General features: G+C 68.1%; 11 protein-coding genes. 5 read left to right on the forward strand and 6 right to left on the reverse strand.

Going from position 1 to position 16683, the window contains the following annotated elements:
* Positions 1 to 308: 308 nt before the first annotated feature.
* Together M9M90_RS05410 and M9M90_RS05415 are read right to left on the reverse strand one after the other, a co-directional pair.
* Positions 309 to 3272 (reverse strand): TonB-dependent siderophore receptor, encoded by a 2964-nt coding sequence (locus M9M90_RS05410; protein WP_254836145.1) that lies wholly within the window; start codon positions 3270 to 3272, stop codon positions 309 to 311.
* A gap of 382 nt (positions 3273 to 3654) precedes the next feature.
* Positions 3655 to 4662, reverse strand: coding sequence for a beta-eliminating lyase-related protein (locus M9M90_RS05415; protein WP_254836146.1), 1008 nt, complete (start codon positions 4660 to 4662; stop codon positions 3655 to 3657).
* A 178-nt stretch (positions 4663 to 4840) separates the two neighbouring features.
* On the opposite strand from M9M90_RS05415, the gene M9M90_RS05420 reads away from it, so the two are divergent.
* Complete coding sequence (locus tag M9M90_RS05420; protein ID WP_254836147.1) at positions 4841 to 7120, forward strand: ATP-binding protein; 2280 nt, start codon at positions 4841 to 4843, stop codon at positions 7118 to 7120.
* A gap of 48 nt (positions 7121 to 7168) precedes the next feature.
* On the opposite strand, the gene M9M90_RS05425 is transcribed toward M9M90_RS05420, so the two are convergent.
* Together M9M90_RS05425 and M9M90_RS05430 are read right to left on the reverse strand one after the other, a co-directional pair.
* Positions 7169 to 8317, reverse strand: coding sequence for an epoxide hydrolase family protein (locus M9M90_RS05425; protein ID WP_254836148.1), 1149 nt, complete (start codon positions 8315 to 8317; stop codon positions 7169 to 7171).
* Between the two features lie 49 nt (positions 8318 to 8366).
* Positions 8367 to 8966, reverse strand: coding sequence for a TetR/AcrR family transcriptional regulator (locus M9M90_RS05430; protein WP_254836149.1), 600 nt, complete (start codon positions 8964 to 8966; stop codon positions 8367 to 8369).
* A 90-nt stretch (positions 8967 to 9056) separates the two neighbouring features.
* On the opposite strand from M9M90_RS05430, the gene M9M90_RS05435 reads away from it, so the two are divergent.
* From M9M90_RS05435 to M9M90_RS05450, 4 genes are read left to right on the forward strand one after another with little or no spacing between them, the layout of a single operon-like run.
* Positions 9057 to 10106: a DUF2855 family protein gene (locus M9M90_RS05435; RefSeq protein ID WP_254836150.1), complete on the forward strand. Its 1050-nt coding sequence runs from the start codon at positions 9057 to 9059 to the stop codon at positions 10104 to 10106.
* A 25-nt stretch (positions 10107 to 10131) separates the two neighbouring features.
* On the forward strand, positions 10132 to 11520 hold the full coding sequence (locus M9M90_RS05440) for a carotenoid oxygenase family protein (RefSeq protein ID WP_254836151.1): 1389 nt from the start codon (positions 10132 to 10134) through the stop codon (positions 11518 to 11520).
* A gap of 36 nt (positions 11521 to 11556) precedes the next feature.
* Positions 11557 to 12537, forward strand: a complete 981-nt coding sequence (locus tag M9M90_RS05445; protein ID WP_254836152.1) for an NADPH:quinone reductase — start codon at positions 11557 to 11559, stop codon at positions 12535 to 12537.
* On the forward strand, positions 12534 to 12908 hold the full coding sequence (locus tag M9M90_RS05450; protein WP_254836153.1) for a DUF4440 domain-containing protein: 375 nt from the start codon (positions 12534 to 12536) through the stop codon (positions 12906 to 12908). Before M9M90_RS05445 ends, M9M90_RS05450 begins: the two co-directional genes overlap by 4 nt.
* A gap of 37 nt (positions 12909 to 12945) precedes the next feature.
* Here the strand turns inward: M9M90_RS05450 and M9M90_RS05455 are convergent, their stop codons facing one another.
* Both M9M90_RS05455 and secA read right to left on the reverse strand, forming a co-directional pair.
* The gene (locus M9M90_RS05455; RefSeq protein ID WP_254836154.1) at positions 12946 to 13743 is read right to left on the reverse strand and encodes a class I SAM-dependent methyltransferase; all 798 of its coding nucleotides are present in this window, start codon (positions 13741 to 13743) and stop codon (positions 12946 to 12948) included.
* On the reverse strand, positions 13744 to 16503 hold the full coding sequence (gene secA / locus M9M90_RS05460) for a preprotein translocase subunit SecA (protein WP_256549233.1): 2760 nt from the start codon (positions 16501 to 16503) through the stop codon (positions 13744 to 13746).
* Positions 16504 to 16683: the final 180 nt, after the last annotated feature.

Raw genomic sequence — 16683 nt, forward strand, 5'->3', positions numbered from 1 at the left:
CTCAACGCCATGAGGCGAGGGCGGTCGTGGATCGCGTCGTTACGGGAGTGCCGAACCCTGTCACGCAGGTGTTACGTCGGCAACGGCAGGTGGTGGAGCCGTAGTCGATTCTGCACGCAATTTACACAAATTGTGGCGAGTGCGTCGTTCCTGTCACACAAACATGACGTGGTCGGGCCATCCATGCCCCGTCACATTGTGACTCCAGGCGATTGTGTCCTCGCCTGGAGCAAGGAAAACCCGCCGGCGCAGGGCGCCGGCGGGCTCCTTGATTCTGCGGGTGCAGGCCGCTGGAAGCGGCGGCGATCCTAGTAACGCAGCGTGGCGCCCACGAAGAAGAACCGGCCGCGGTTGTCGTACATCGAGGACCCCGCTCCGGTGCCGGTGAAGACCTCAGGCAGCTCCGGCGGATGTTCATTGGAGAGATTCAGGACGCCTGCCCGGACGTCCAGGTCGTCGTTGATCCTGGCGCGGACCTTCAGGTCGTGGGTGTAGAAGTCGCCGGTGTAGTAGGGCGACAGGCCTGACGGGGTGGAGGCGGTCGTGGAGGACAACGAACCGATGTAGCGCGTGGTCCAGGTCACCCCGTAGTCGCCGTGGGTCCACTGCACCGTGCCGGACCCCCGCCACTCCGGAGCGGTGTTGCTGGTGATGGTGTTGGCCAGCTGCGTATAGGGCTGACCCGGGAGGCCCTGCAGGGCGAACCGGTACATCCAGGTGGCGTCGAGGCGGAAGGCCAGCTGGCCGAAGTCCTGCTTGAACAGCCTCTCAAGATCGAAGCCGTACTGCAGCGAGGCGTCGTACCCCTCGATCTTCATGCTGGCCACGTTCCGATTGACGAGGTTGACCACGCTCACGCCGCCCGGAACCCCGGCCTGGGCGCCGCTCGCGTCGCGCACGATGAGGCTGCACAGGGGATTGGAGGCGTAGGGCGTGGCCGACTCGTAACAGAGGCCCTGCAGCAGCGTATTGATCGGAATGGTCCCGACCATGCCGGTGAGGTTGTACTTGAAGTAGTCGAGGGAGACCTTCAGGTCGGGAACAAGACGGGGCTGGATGACGACGCCGAGGTTATAGGTGTGGGCCATTTCCGGGCCGAGGTCGGGATTGCCGCCCTGGCGTAGCTGCAGCGAGGATCGGCCGGGCCCGAAGTTCGAGACGAAGGTCAGGGGGTTGTAGCCTGCGATGGCCGCCGAGCAGTTGGTCAGGCGCAGCGCCTTCTGGCTGGCGCTCGCCGCGGCGTAGCTGGCCTTGTCGCAGGGGTCCACCGCCGCGGTCGTGAAGTTCTGCGACTGCGGTGCGTAGAGTTCGACGATGTTCGGCGCCCGGACAGCCGTGCCCTCGGAGGCGCGGAAGCGGATGTCCTGGATCGGGGCCCACTCCAGGCGAGCCTGCCACTGGTCGGTCTTGCCAATGGTCGAGTACTCGGCGGCGCGGCCGGCCATTTCGAAGTTCAGTTCCTGGGCGAAGGGCAGGTCGCGAAGCAGCGGAACCCGGATCTCGGCATAGCCTTCCCAGGTGTCGTACTCGCCGCCCCGCGCACCGATGGCGTTGAAGAACAACAGACCCGAGGCCCCAGCCGCGTCCTGCGAGAAGGCGCTCTGCTCCTTCCGGTACTCGGCGCCCATGGCGAAGCCGACCGGGCCGGCCGGAAGATCAAACAGATCCGTGGCGATATTGCCGGAGATCACGGTCTGTTTGACCTCCTGTTCGGAGCTCGACTGGCCGTTGGCCCAGGCCACGGCCTCCTGGCTCGGTCCGTTGATCAGGTCCCATGGCACGCAACCGGCGGCACGGGCGCGCTTGGCTGGATCGGGGTCGATCGTGGCGGCGCAGATGATTTGACCGCCGGAGAGGATCGCGTCGGTGGCGAACTGGACGCGTTCGACATAGGGGACGTTGAACGACGTGGTCGAACCGCTGGTCTTGCCGAGCTGGGCGTACCAGTCCCAGTTGACGTTGCGGTCGATGAACTCGAAGTCGCCCTCCATTCCGAACACGACGCGAATGGTCTCTCGCTCGGTCTTCACGTCCCGGCCGCCGAACTCGACCCAGGTCTTGCCGATCTGGGCGGTCGAGGTCGAGGTCAGGGTCTTGCCCGCGGCGAGCCATTCCGCGCGCAGGGCGGCGGCGGTGGCGCCTGCTCCGTTCAGGTAGGCGTTGTTGCCCTTCAGGACCGTCGGCATGGTGCCGCCGCCCACCGCGTTGGAAAACGCCGGACCGAAGATGCCGTAGCCATCGACCCTTGAATACGTGACGTCGAGGAACGCCTTGATGTTGTCGGTCAGGTCATAATCGGCATAGCCGCGAATGGTGCCCCGTTGGGACTTGGCCTGCAGGGCGCTGAAGACGCTGTTATAGTACAGGGCCTCGTCCTGGCAGGTCGGCTGCACGGTCGGCGTCGAGCAGGGTCCGCTGAGCCGTACCACCTTGGTGGGGTCGCGATAGTCGAGGGTCACCGCGCGCGCGGTCCCCACGGCGCCGCCAAGCAATTGAAACGTCGCGGTGGGTGCGACGTTCGACCGGCTCTGCGGAATGACGGTCTGGGGGTTCGCCAGCAGATTGCGGCGAATGCCGGGATAGGCCCAGTCGCGGTCGCGCTGCATGACCGGCTCTTCGCGAGAGACCTCGCCGCCGATCAGGATGTTCAGGCGGTCGTCCATCAGCTTGCGGCCGTAGAGCGCCGAGATCCGGAATTGCTCGCCGTCGCCCTCCTGCGAAGCGCCGATCTGGCCCTCGATCTGGAAGCCGTCGAATTGCTTCTTCATGATCAGGTTGACGACGCCGGAGATGGCCTCCGAGCCATAGACCGCCGAGGCGCCGCCGGCGACCGTCTCGATGCGCTCAACCATCATGGATGGGATCAGGTTCAGGTCGACGGCGGGCGAGGAGGCGTCGGAGAACACGATCCGTCGGCCGTCGGCCAGCACCAGGGTGCGGGTCGCGCCGAGGCCGCGGATGTCGGCCCGGGCCTGACCGGCCAGGAACAGAGTGCCCGAGGTGTTCTGGGCGTTGGCGGCGGCGTTGATGATCGGGGTTTCCATCAACATGTCGCCGATCGACAGGGCGCCGGATTCCACGATCTGTTCGGCGCTGATCACCGAGACCGGCACCGGGGCGTTGAAGGTGTCGCGCCGGATGCGCGAGCCGGTGACGACGACTTCCTCGATGGTTTCATCGTCGGTGGCCTGAGCGAAGGCGAAATTCGGCAGGGCCATGGCGGCCGCGGCGCCTGAACCGAGCAGCAAGGCGCGGAAAGCGTTTCTCATCATTCTCTACAATCCGGGCCCCCCGGCCCCTGTGTGATCGAGACGTGGCGCTGGCCGGGTTCGCCGGCGCCCAGTTGCTGTGACGCCGCGGCGCCGGCGCGCCTTCGCCGGTTCCGGGTCGAAGCGACTGCGCTGCCGTTCAGGCGACCCCGATCCCCTGTCACGAGGCAAAAGGGCAAACAAATATAAATTCACGGAAATTAGAAGATGTGTGCACGTGGATTGCTTTTCGTCGGCAATATGCGGCAATTTAATCACTGAAGTAACTCAGGAGTGACATAATTTACCCCCGCGACTCGCGTTCGTGACCGTGGCGCGGGCATGCCGCGCCGCGCAGCGCCGCGCCGTGCGGCGCTGCGATCGAGGGGGTCGATCGGTGGATGGGTCAGGCTAGGGCTGTGAGCGCCGCGCCGAGCTCGTCGACGGCCTCGGGGGTGGTGGCCCAGGAGCACATGAAGCGGACGGAGCCGTCCAGGAACCGGTAGACGAACCAGCCGCCCGCGTGCAGGCGCCGCAGGGTGGCTTCGTCCATCTCGACGAAGACCGCGTTGGCCTCGACGGGATGGCGCAGGGGGAAGGGCATGAGGCCGGCCAGGCGCCTCGCCATGGCGTTGGCGTGGGCCGCCCGCTCGACGAAGGCGCCGCCCTCCAGCATGCCGATGAACGGCGCGGCGTAGAACCGGCCCTTCGAGGGAAGCTGGCCCGCCTGCTTCAGGCGCGCGTCGAACCGGTGGGCGAGTCCGCGGTCGAAGATCACCACCGCCTCGGTGGGGGTCATCCCCGCCTTGGTCCCGCCGACCACCAGGATGTCGACGGGAAGATCCTTGATCCGGGTCAGGTCGAAGCCCGCCGCCGCGGCGTTCGCCAGCCGCGCGCCGTCCAGATGGACGCCCAGGCCCTTGGCCTTGGCCGGGGCGATCAGGGCGGCCAGGGCGTCATGCGAGTAGACCGTGCCGTACTCGGTGGCGTTGGTCAGCGACAGCGCGGCCGGCGACTGTCGGTGGGCGACGTCGCGCTCGCCGAGCGGCGCGGCCAGGGCCGCGGGGTCGATGCGCCCGGAGGCGCCGGCGACGCCGACCAGGCCCAGGCCCTGGCCGAAGAAGCCGGGCGCGCCGGTCTCGTCAGTGCAGACATGGGCGTGTTCATGGGCCAGCACCGCCTCGAACGGCCGGCACAGGGCCGCGAGCGCCAGGGAATTGGCCGCCGTGCCGGAGGCGACGAACCGCACCTCGGCGTCGGCGTCGAGCAGCCTGCGCACCGCATCGGCCCCGCGTGCGCTGATCGGATCGGAGCCGTAGCCGGGGGTGAAGCCGGAATTGGCGGCGACCAGCGCCGCCAGGGCCTCGGGGGCGGCGGGCGCGGTGTTGTCGGAGGCGAAATCGTAGCGGGCCATTGGACCAGGGTTCTAACGGGCTTGGCCGCAAGGAGGGAACCGGTTTCGCGCGGCCCGGGCGGCGTTCACCAAACAGCGGTGAATTTCTGCTTTCTTCACGGGACTCGCGGCATCGTTCGCGGGGGAGCGCTGGATGGACGTCGCACGAGTACCGGATCTCAGTTCACGGCTTGCGGACATGGCGCGCGCGAATTCGCGCGGGATCATTCTCTGCGACCGCGACGGGCGGATCGAATGGGTGAATGACGGCTTCGTCGCGCTCAGCGGATACTGCCTGGACGAGGTGGTGGGCCGCCGGCCGGCGGACTTCCTGCAGTGCCAGGAGACAGACCCCCAGACCATCGCCCAGATGTCCGCGGCTCTGGCGGCGGGGGAGGGTTTCCGGGTCGAGATCCTGAATCGCGCCAAGAACGGCCGCACCTACTGGATCGACCTCCATGTCCAGCCGAGCTTCGACACCCATGGGGTGCGGATCGGCACGGCCTCGGTGCAGACCGAGATCACCGCGGCCTACGAGCTGCAGGCCCGATTGCACGCCACGACCGAGGCGCTGCGCCAGGCCGGCGCCCTGGCTCGCCTGGGCGGCTGGGAAGTCGACCTGAAGGCGCGCGTGGTGCGCTGGAGCCCGGAGCTGGCCCGACTGCTCGGCCGGCCAAGCCTGGTGGAATCCCACCTCGACTCCCTGGATCTCTATGACGCCACGGACCGCGACCGGGTGCGCGAGCATCTTCTGGAGGCCGTCCGTACCGGCCAGCGCGTCGATTTCGAATCTCGGGCCACCACCGGGGCGGGCGAGCAGATCTGGCTGCGGGTCATCGGCGAACCCGAGATGGTCGACGGCAAGTGCGTGGCCCTGCACGGCGCCAGCCAGGACGTCACCGCCCAGCGCGCGGCGATGGCGGAACTCGCCGAGGCAGAGCGCTTCGGGCGTGGCGTGATCGACGGCCTGGCGGCCCTGCTGACGGTGATCGACGAGTCCGGTGCGATCATCGCGGCCAATTCCGCCTTCAGGAAGCTGGGCTCCGAAATCGTCCAGAACGACGTCTACCCCATGGGCCGCAACCTGTTCGCGGTCCTGGCGCGCCTGCCGGGCGGCCACGGCCGGGCGCTGGAGCGCGGGGTTCGCGCCGTGCTGGACGGCCGCAAGGAAAGCTTCTCGCGCGTCTATTCCACCCAGGCGGGCGAATGGTTCCGGATGACCGCGGCGCGCTTCGCGGGCGCGGGGCCGGTGCGCTGCGTGGTGATCACCCAGTCGATCGAGGACATCAAACGCTCGGAACGGCGGCTGAAGGTGGTGAACGCCCGGCTCAAGCGCGCCCGCGACGAGGCCAACGCCGCCAACGCCGCCAAGTCGGCCTTCCTGGCCACCATGAGCCACGAGATCCGCACGCCGCTGAACGGGGTGCTGGGCATGGCCCAGGCCATGGCCCGCGATGAGCTGCCCGAGCGCCAGCGCGACCGGCTGTCCGTGATCCGCCAGGCCGGCGAAACCCTGCTGGCGCTGCTCAACGACCTGCTGGACCTGTCGCGCATCGAGGCCGGGCGCCTGGAGCTGGAGGACGGCCTGATCGACGTGGGGAGCCTGATGCAGGGCGCCCGGGCCACCTTCACCACCCTGGCCACCGAGAAGGACGTCTCCTTCGCCCTGAACGTCGCGCCCGACGCGGCCGGCGTCTGGCGCGGCGATCCCACCCGGGTCCGCCAGATCGTCTACAACCTGGTCTCCAACGCCGTGAAATTCACCGCCCGCGGCGAGGTGGCCGTCTCGGTCGCCCACGACGGGGCGAACGTGGTGGTCGAGGTCGCCGACACCGGGCCCGGCATCGCCGCCGACCGTCTGGGAGCTCTGTTCCAGAAGTTCGTCCAGGAAGACGCCTCGACCACCCGGCGCTTCGGCGGGTCGGGCCTGGGCCTGGCCATCTGCCGAGAGTTGGCCGGACTGATGGGCGGCGACATCTCCGTGCGCTCCACCGTGGGCGAAGGCTCGGTGTTCACCGCGCGCCTGCCGCTGGCCCGCGCCGAGGGTCAGGCGCTGACGCTCCCGCCCTACGAGGCCGAGCCCGCCGCCGAGATGGGCGAGCTGAGAATCCTCGCCGCCGAGGACAATCCGATGAACCAGCTGGTGCTGAAGACCCTGATGGCGCAGCTCGGCGTCGAGGTCAGCTGCGTGGACGACGGCCAGGCCGCCGTCGCCGCCAGCGCCGCCGAGGCCTGGGACGTGATCCTGATGGACGTCCAGATGCCGGTGATGGACGGACCCACCGCCACGCGGCTGATCCGTCAGCGGGAGCTGGAACAGGGGCTGAAGCGCATGCCGATCATCGCGCTGACCGCCAACGCCATGGCCCACCACCAGGCCGAATACCTGGCCGCCGGCATGGACGTTCTGGTGCCCAAGCCCCTCGAACTCGAGCGCCTGCTCGCCGCGATCCAGAGGGTGCTGGAGGATGGGGCCTAAACGCCGATGATCCGATCTTCCCGGCCTTGGCCGGGATGATCGGTTCGATCAGGCCTCGCGTCCCCACTCGCGCACGTCGGTGACGAAGAGGTCGGGCTCCTCCATGGCCGCGAAGTGGCCGCCGCGCGGCTGGTCGGTCCAGCGCACGATATTGTACGCCCGCTCGGCCCAGGCCCGCGGCGGGGCGGTGTAGAGCGGCTCGCCAGGGAAGTTGGCGAAGGCGGTCGGGGTCTCGCAGCGCTCGCCTTCCGCCAGCGCCACGCCGCCCTCTTCCAGGAAGCCACGGTAGTACCAGGCGCCGGTCGCGAAGCTGTCGGTCATCACATAGGTCATGATGTTGGTCAGTAGCCGGTCCTTGGGATGGACCTGGTCGAAGGACTTCTCGCGCAGGTCGGACCAGTCGTGGAAGCGCTCGGCGATCCAGGCGGCCTGGCCCACCGGGTTGCCCGCGCCCATCCAGGCCAGGGACTGGGGCTTGGAGGCCTGCAGGCGGAAATAGGCGCCCATCAGGTCCATCATCGCGCCCTGGCGGGTGATCCAGGCGATCTCGGCCTCGTCCTTCGGCCCGCCGAAGGGGCGGAAGGCCATCATGTTCAGGTGGATGGCGGTCACGTGGTCGCCGTGTTCGCGGCCGAGCCAGGAGGTGACCATGGCGCCCCAGTCGCCCCCCTGCGCGCGGTAGCGCTGATAGCCCAGCACCTCCGTCATCAGGGTGTTGAACAACCGCGCCGTGGTCTTCTGTCCGATCGGGCGGTTGGGCTTCGAGGAGAAGCCGAAGCCCGGCAGGGACGGGATCACCAGATCGAACGCGTCTTCCGCCCGGCCGCCGTGGCGCGACGGGAAGGCCAGCTTCTCGATCGCGCCCCAGAACTCGTAGTGCGAGCCCGGCCAGCCGTGGGTCAGGAGCAGCGGCCGTTTGCCGCCGGCCTCGCCGACCACGTGCAGGAAGTGCAGGTCGTAATCCTCGACCCGGGCGGTGAACTGCGGATAGCGGTTGAGATCGGCTACCGCCGCGCGCCAGTCGTAGCGGTCGGTCCAGTGGGCGCAGAGGTCCTTCAGATAGGCCCCGTCGCAGCCATAGGCCCAGCCGTCCGCGACCTGCGGAATCGGCGGCCAGGGATAGGCGCGAACCTGGTCCAGCACGGTCTGGACCTCGGGCTCGCCCCAACGGACTTCGAAGGGCGTGATCTTGCTCATGGCGTTCCCCGAATTTGCGGGGCAGTTGGGCGACTTGCCGTCGGGGTCGTCAAGCGCCGGGGCGCAGACCCTTGGCGAGCGCGCCGTTCATGTGGCGATGCAGGCCGCGCGCGGTCCCCGCCGGCAACTTTCCGGCCAGCTCCAGCCCGACCGCGCCATGGGCGGCGGCCCAGAACATGCGGCCGATCTCCTCCGGGTCGCCGGCCAGGATGCCCTCGGCGATCAGGTCCTTGACGTAGGATGTCTGGGTCGCCCGCGCGCGCAGGGCGGCGGCCACCAGGTCGGGATAGTTCTCCTCGTGCGGCTGGTTCAGATCGAACATGGCCTTGTAGGTCTGGGGATGCTCGAAGGCGAAGGTCACATAGGCCTCGCCCACCGCCGCGCCCTTGGCCCGGACGCCCCTGGCCGAGGCGTAGGCGCCCTCCAGGGCGTCGGCGAAACGGTTGAACCCATTGGTCCGCACGGCGGCCAGGATATCTTCCTTGTCCGCGAAATACCGGTACGGGGTCATGGGGCTGACCCCCAGCTCGGCGGCCAGCTGGCGCATGGTCACGGCGTCCGGACCCTTCTCCGCGAACAGCTTCTCGGCCACCTCGCAAAGGCGTTCGCGGAAGTCGGCGACATCGGACTCGGACAGGACGCGGGGCATTCATGGACTCAGGCAAAGAAATCGCTTGCCCAGGCCTAGCTCTTACGTAATAAATTTACAACGTAAAAAGGCGACATGGAGCGCGACACGATGGCTGCCTGGGACATCCTGGTCGATCGCAAGGACCTTCGCCGCATCGAAAAGCGCCCAGCGCCCGATCCCTCGCCGCTTGCCGATGGCGAGGCGCGGCTGGAGATCGAGCGGTTCGCCCTCACCGCCAACAACATCACATACGCCGTCATCGGCGACAGCTTCGGCTACTGGAAGTTCTTCCCGGCGGCGGACGGCCTGGGCCGCATCCCGGTCTGGGGCTTCGCCAAGGTCGTGGAGTCCAAGGCCGCCGAGGCGCCCGTCGGGCTGCGCCTGTTCGGCTATCTGCCCATGTCGACCCACTTCACGGCCCGGCTGACCAAGGGACGCCACGGCTATGTCGACGCCGCGGGCCACCGCGCCGAGCTGCCGCCCACCTACAACGCTTATTCCGAGGCGCCCGCAGACGCGCTGGACGACCATCGGGCTCTGCTGCGGCCGCTGTTCATGACGTCATGGCTGCTGGACGACCTGCTGTCGGAGGACACGTCCATGGCCTCGCTGGTGCTCTCCAGCGCCTCCAGCAAGACCGCCCTGGGCCTAGCCAGCCTGGCGCGGAAGCGCGGGGTGGAGGTCATCGGCCTGACCTCGCCGGGCAATGCCGACAAGCTCGCGCAATTCGGTCTCTACGACCGGGTGGTGACCTATGACCAGCTCGGCAGCCTGTCGGCCAAGGCCCCGGCCGCCTATGTCGACTTCGCCGGAAATCCGCAGGTGACCCGCGCCGTGCACACCGCGTTGGGCGATAGCCTGACCCGCAGCCTGATCGTCGGGGTCACCCACTGGCAGGACGGCGGTGCGGCGGGCGACCTGCCGGGCCCGACGCCCACCCTGTTCTTCGCGCCCGACCAGATCCGCAAGCGTGCCGCCGAGTGGGGCGCCGGCGAACTTGACGCCCGGTTCGACACCGCCCTGCGCGGCTTCGTGGCCGAGGCCGACTGGCTGAAACTCAACCATCACACCGGCCCGGACGCCTTGATGGCGACCTATGCCGACGTCCTCGAGGGCCGCGCGCGGCCCGACGAGGGCCACATCATTCGACCGGTCTAAGCCGGCCAACCACGGGAGACGCACCATGGACGGCGACGTTCGCATAAATCCCTATCTGTCGGGAAATTTCGCCCCGGTCCGCAGCGAGGACGACTTCGACCTGGAGGTGGTGGGCGAGATCCCCGCCGGCCTCAAGGGCACTCTTTACCGCACCGGGCCCAATCCGCAGTTCGACCCGCGGGGCGACTATCACTGGTTCAGCGGCGACGGGATGATCCATGCCTTCCACGTCGAGGACGGCAAGGTGACCTATCGCAACCGCTATGTCCGCACGCCCAAGTGGGAATTGGAGAAGAGCCAGGGCCGGTCGCTGTTCGGCTCGTTCGGCAACCCGATGACCACCGATCCCATCGCCATGGGCAAGGACAGCGGCGTGGCCAACACCAATATCGTCCATCACGCCGGCCGGCTGCTCGCCCTGGAGGAGGGGCACATGCCCTTTGAGGTGGCCGAGCGCACCCTCGAGTCCAGGGGCTATGTCGCCGACTACCGTGGCAAGGTCACCGCCCACCCGAAGGTCGATCCCAAGACCGGCGAAATGTTCTGGTTCGGCTATGGCGTCGGCGAGATGCCGCTGTCGGCCGGGATGAGCTACGGCGTCACCGACGCCGCGGGCAAGGTGGTCCGACGTGACGACTTCCAGGCGCCCTTCGCCGCCATGGTCCACGACTTCATGGTGACGGAGAACCACGTCCTGTTCCCGATCCTGCCGCTTACCGCCAGCCTGGAGCGGGCCATGAGCGGCAAGCCGGCCTTCGCCTGGGAGCCGGAAAAAGGCGGCCGGATGGGCGTCATGCGCCGCGACGGCGACGTCGCCTCGATCCGCTGGTTCAATGTCGAGGCCTGCTACGTCTTCCACCCGATGAACGCCTTCGAGCAGGACGGCAAGATCATCGCCGACGTGATGCGCTACGACGCCGCGCCGCTGTTTCCCAACGCCGACGGCTCGCCAGGCCAGAAGACCGCCGCCCGACTGGTGCGCTGGACCCTGGACCTCGACGGCGGCAGCGACGCCATCAAGGAGGAGCCCCTGGATGACCTCGACGGGGAGTTCCCGCGTTTCGACGAGCGGCAGTCGGGGCTGGGCTACCGCCACGGCTGGTATGCGGCCGATCCCGGCGGCGCCAAGACGATCAAGCAGACCGCCATCGCCCATCTGGACCTCAAGACCGGCAAGCGCCAGGTCTATGAGCTGAACGGCGGCGACATGACCTCCGAGCCCGTGTTCACGCCCCGGTCGGCCGACGCCGCCGAGGGCGACGGGTGGGTGACCGCGGTGGTCTGGAGAGCGGCCGAGAACCGCAGCGACTTCCTGGTGTTCGAGGCCCAGGACATCGCCAAGGGCCCCATAGCGATCGCGAAGCTGCCGCGCCGCGTACCGTTCGGCTTCCATGGCAACTGGGTCGCGGGGTAGGACTGCCGCTCAATCCCACGGGGTGAGCAGAGCACGATGAAGGCTGTCTGGTACGACCGCACGGGTCCAGCCCGCGAGGTGCTGCAATATGGCGACCTGCCCACGCCCGTCGCGGGACAGGGGCAGGCGCTGATCCGCGTCAGGGCGTCTGGCGTCAATCCTTCGGACGTCGGCATGCGGGGCGGCGCCGGGCCCATGGCCTACCGCCGCATAACACCAAACAGCGATGGCGCGGGCGTCGTCGAGGCGGTGGGGCCGGGCGTCTCGCAAGACTGGATCGGCAAGCGGGTCTGGTTCTACAACGGCCAGCGCAACGGCCGGGCCTTCGGCTCGGCGGCCGAATACATCGAACTCGACACCGACCTGCTGAGCGTGCTGCCAGATCAAGTGTCGTTTGCCGAGGGCGCGACCCTGGGCATCCCCTGCATGACCGCGCACCGCAGCCTGTTCGTGGCCGGCCCGATCCAGGGGCGGACTGTGCTGGTCACGGGCGGCGCCGGCGCCGTCGGCCACTACGCCGTCCAACTCGCCAAATGGGCCGGGGCGAGCGTGATCGCCACGGTCAGCTCGGCGGAGAAGGCCCAGCGGGCCAAGGCCGGCGGCGCGGACCACGTGATCGACTACCGCACCGAGGACGTGGCCGAACGCGTGCGCGACCTCACCGCCGGGGAAGGCGTGCACCATGTGGTCGACGTCGATTTCGGCGGCAACCTAGCGGCCACCCTGGCCTGCGTGCAGGTGAACGGCGCCATCGCCTACTACGCCACCCGCGGCGAGGCGACGCCGCAGGTCCCGGCGGGCGTCCTGATGCGGCTGAACCTCGGCGTCCACGGCGTGTTGTTGCCAACCTCGCCGCACGAGGCCAGGCGCCGCGCCCAGGCCGACATCACCCGCTGGATCGGAACCGGCGAGCGCATCCTGTCGGTGGCAGGACGTTTCCCCCTGGCCGAGTGCGCCGCGGCGCACGAACTGGTCGAGGCTGGTGGCAAGGTCGGCACCTGCGTGGTCGAGCCGTGACCACGCCCCAGGACGCGATCCGCGCCCGCCGCAGGTTGACCAACAAGCTGATCGCAGCGCACGACGCGGCGCGCCTGCGCCCATTCCTGGCGCCCGACATGAACCTGATTTCCGGCGAGGGCGGCCTGCTGGTCGGCGCCGAGGCGGTGCTGCAGGCCTTCGCCGCCCAGTTCAAGGATGCCAGCTTCGTCACCTATGTGCGGACGCCCCGCGACATCATGCTGGATGCAGACGGTGCGCGCGCCGCCGAGGCCGGCGACTGGACCGCCACCTGGAAGGACGCCATGTCGTCGGGGACCTACCTGGCCGTATGGAAGAAGACCGTCGGCCAGTGGGTGATCGAGAGCGAGACCTTCGTTACGCTCGCCTAGAGTGGCCTGTCACGCACGCATCGCATGGCCTTGAGCCCTAGCCGAAGAGCTTGGCCAGCAGGCCGCCGCGCCGCGCGGGCGGGACATCGCCCGACAGGTCGGGAACGCCGAGCTTCCGTGAGACCAGCACCTCAATGTACTCCGCCTGGATGCCGCGACCCGGGTCGTCGATGGTCCAGATGGTGGTCGAGAGCCCGCTGTGGCGGTCCCAGTACGCGGCGATGTCGTAGCCCCAGTCGACGGTGACCAGCGATCCGTTGGGATCCATGGGATTGCCGTGGAACACGGGCTCCAGCAGGTGCTCGACGCTGCCGTCGGCCCTGCGCCGCGCGCGGCGGACCGAGGGCTTTTCCTTGTTCACGATCGGCACGGTGCAGATGTGCAGGCCGCCCGGCTTCAAGGTGCGGGCGATCTCGGCCAGGGCGCGGTCGGGGGCGAAGACGTGCTCCATCACGTCCTGGGTGACCACCAGGTCGAAGCTCTCGTCGGCGAAGGTCTGCGCCTCCAGGTCCTCGGAACGCCAGCCGCCTGTCTTGTGCGTCGAGCCCCAGGGGATCGACGGATCGTACTGGCTGGACAGGTAGCCAGGCGCCTGGTCGGCCAGGCGGCGGCTGGCCGCGGTGCCGGGCGAGCTCTCGTGGATCTTCAGCCCCCGCCAGTTCGGCCGCAGCTGGCTCAGGACGGAGAACAGCGCCCGCTCACGCGGCTGGGCGTTGCAGGTCAGGCAGAGATAGTGGTCGCGCAGCCATTCGTCCTTCGAGGCGAAGGTCGAGGCCTGCTCGCAGACCGGGCAGAAACCCTCGACCTTCAGGACGTAGCCGTCCCTGTCCGGCATCTAGATCAGCGCGCCGTGGCAGTGCTTGAACTTCTTGCCCGAGCCGCAGGGACAGGGCTGGTTGCGGCCGGTCTGCTCCCAGCCGTCCGGCAGGGCCGAGACGGGCAGGGCCTGGCGCTGGTCGGTCGACAGCCCGTCGGGCAGGGCGCCCATCATGGCCGCGTTCTCGCCGGTCAGCGGGTCCAGGTGCACCTCGGTCAGGCCGGTTAGCGGCATGGGCTCCGGCTCGGCGAACTGGAACTCCACGGTCATCAGCCAGCGGGTGACGTTCTGGCGCAGGTCGACCAGCAGCTTCTCGAACAGCGAGAAGGCCTCGGTCTTGTACTCGTTCAGCGGATCGCGCTGGCCGTAGCCGCGCAGGCCGATGACGTTGCGCAGGTGGTCCAGGTGCATGAGGTGCTCGCGCCACTGCATGTCGATCATCTGCAGCAGGAAGCTCTTCTCGATGGTGCGCATCTGGTCAGGGCCGAGCATCTGTTCGCGCTCGGCGGCGCGGGCGTCGGCCGCCTTGGTCAGGCGCTCCTGGATCTCCTCGTTGGCGATGCCGTCCTCGGCCGCCCAGGCGGCGATCGGCAGGTCCAGGCCCAGCAGTTCGCGGGCTCGCTCCTCCAGGCCCACCACGTCCCACTGTTCGGCATAGGCCTTGGGCGGCAGGTGGCGTTCGACCAGGTCCTCGATGGTGTCCTGCCGCATTTCGCCGATGATCTCGGAGAGGTCGACCGCGGTCATGAACTCGGCGCGCTGCTCGAACACCGCCTTGCGCTGGTCATTCACGACGTCGTCGTACTTCAGCAGGTTCTTCCGGATCTCATAGTTGCGCTGCTCGACACGCTTCTGGGCCGTGGCGATGGCGCCGTTCAGCCACTTGTGGGTGATCGCCTCGCCTTCCTGGACGCCGAAGGTGCGCATAATCGAGTCCAGCCGGTCGCCGGCGAAGATACGCAGCAGGTCGTCCTCGCAGGAGAGGAAGAACTTGGAGTGGCCCGGGTCGCCCTGACGGCCGGTCCGGCCGCGGAGCTGGTTGTCGATCCGCCGGCTTTCGTGGCGCTCGGTGCCCAGCACGAACAGCCCGCCGGCCGCCAGCGCCTGTTCCTTCAGGCCCGCGATCTCGGCCTCGATCTCAGCCTTGCGGGCGATGGCGGCTTCGGGGCTCACCTCGATGCCGAGGCCGCGCTGCTCCTCCTGCCACTTCAGGACGCGCATATCGATATTGCCGCCGAGCTGGATGTCGGTGCCGCGCCCGGCCATGTTGGTGGCGATGGTCACCGCGCCCGGGATGCCGGCGTCGGCCACGATCAGGGCTTCCTGTTCGTGATAGCGGGCGTTCAGCACGTTGTGCGGGATGCCCTTGATGGTCTTGCCGTTGTGCTCGAACTTGTGGGCCTTCAGCAGTTCGGAGAGCTGTTCCGACTTCTCGATGGAGACGGTGCCGACCAGGATCGGCTGACCGCGGGTGTGGCAATCCTCGATCTGCTTGAGGATGGCGTCGTTCTTCTCGCGCGCGGTGCGATAGACCTCGTCGTCGTCGTCCTTCCGCGCCACGGGGCGGTTGGTCGGAATTTCCATGACGTCCATCTTGTAGATGTCGCCGAATTCCTGCGCCTCGGTCGACGCCGTGCCGGTCATGCCCGACAGCTTGGCGTAGAGGCGGAAGTAGTTCTGGATGGTGACCGAGGCCAGGGTCTGGTTCTCGGGCTGGATGTGGGCGCCTTCCTTGGCCTCGATGGCCTGGTGCAGGCCTTCGGACAGGCGGCGGCCCTGCATCATGCGGCCGGTGAACTCGTCGATCAGGATCACCTCGCCGTCGCGGACGATGTAGTCCTTCTCGCGGCTGTAGATCACGTTGGCGCGCAGGGCCTGGTTGACGTGGTGCACCACCGAGACGTTGGCGGCGTCGTAGAGGCCCGTGGTCTCTTCCTCCAGATGGCCGCCGGCCAGGAGGATCTCCTCGATCTTCTCGGCGCCGTCCTCGGTGAGGATGACCTGGCGCTGCTTCTCGTCGAAGTCGAAGGTGGTCGGGTCCTTGATGAGCTCCTTCACCAGGACGTCGATGGTCTTGTAGAATTCCGAGCGGTCCTCGGTGGGACCCGAGATGATCAGGGGCGTGCGCGCCTCGTCGATCAGGATGGAGTCCACCTCGTCGACGATCACGAAGTTATGGCCGCGCTGGACCATCTCGTCGGCCTCGTAGACCAGGTTGTCGCGCAGGTAGTCGAAGCCGAACTCGTTGTTGGTGCCGTAGGTGATGTCGGATTCGTAGGCGGCCTTGCGCTGCCCCTGGCTCAGGCCGTGGACGATGGTGCCCACCGAGAGGCCCAGGAACCGGTAGACCTGGCCCATCCAGTCCCCGTGCAGCTGGGCCAGGTAGTCGTTGACGGTGATGACGTGTACGCCCTTGCCGGGTAGGGCGTTCAGATAGACCGGCGCGGTGGCGACCAGGGTCTTGCCCTCGCCGGTGCGCATTTCCGAGATGCCGCCTTCGTGCAGGACGATGCCGCCGACCAGCTGGACGTCGAAGTGACGCTGGCCCAGCACCCGCTGGGCCGCCTCGCGCACCACGGCGAAGGACTCTTCCAGCAGTTGGTCCAGGGTCTCGCCCTTGCCCAGGCGGTCGCGGAATTCCTGGGTCTTGCCGCGCAGCTGCTCGTCGGAAAGGGCGTGGATCGCGGGTTCCAGGGCGTTGATCTTGGCGACGCGCGCAGCCATCGCCTTGACCTTGCGGTCGTTGCTGGAGCCGAAGAACCGTTGGAAGATGCTCAAGGGAAAATATTCCGGATAATGCGGGAGGGGCCCGGCGCGGCTCTTTAAGCCCTTCGCCTGCCCGGAGATTCCGCTCTTTTCAGGGCGCGCGAGACTTAAGCAGGCGCCCCCCAAGTGTCAACGCGGCGACTGCTCACACGCGAATACGAAAAGGCCCTCCCCGCGAGGGGAGGGCCGATC

Origin of the sequence: Phenylobacterium sp. LH3H17 (assembly GCF_024298925.1) — a bacterium.
GTDB lineage: Bacteria > Pseudomonadota > Alphaproteobacteria > Caulobacterales > Caulobacteraceae > Phenylobacterium.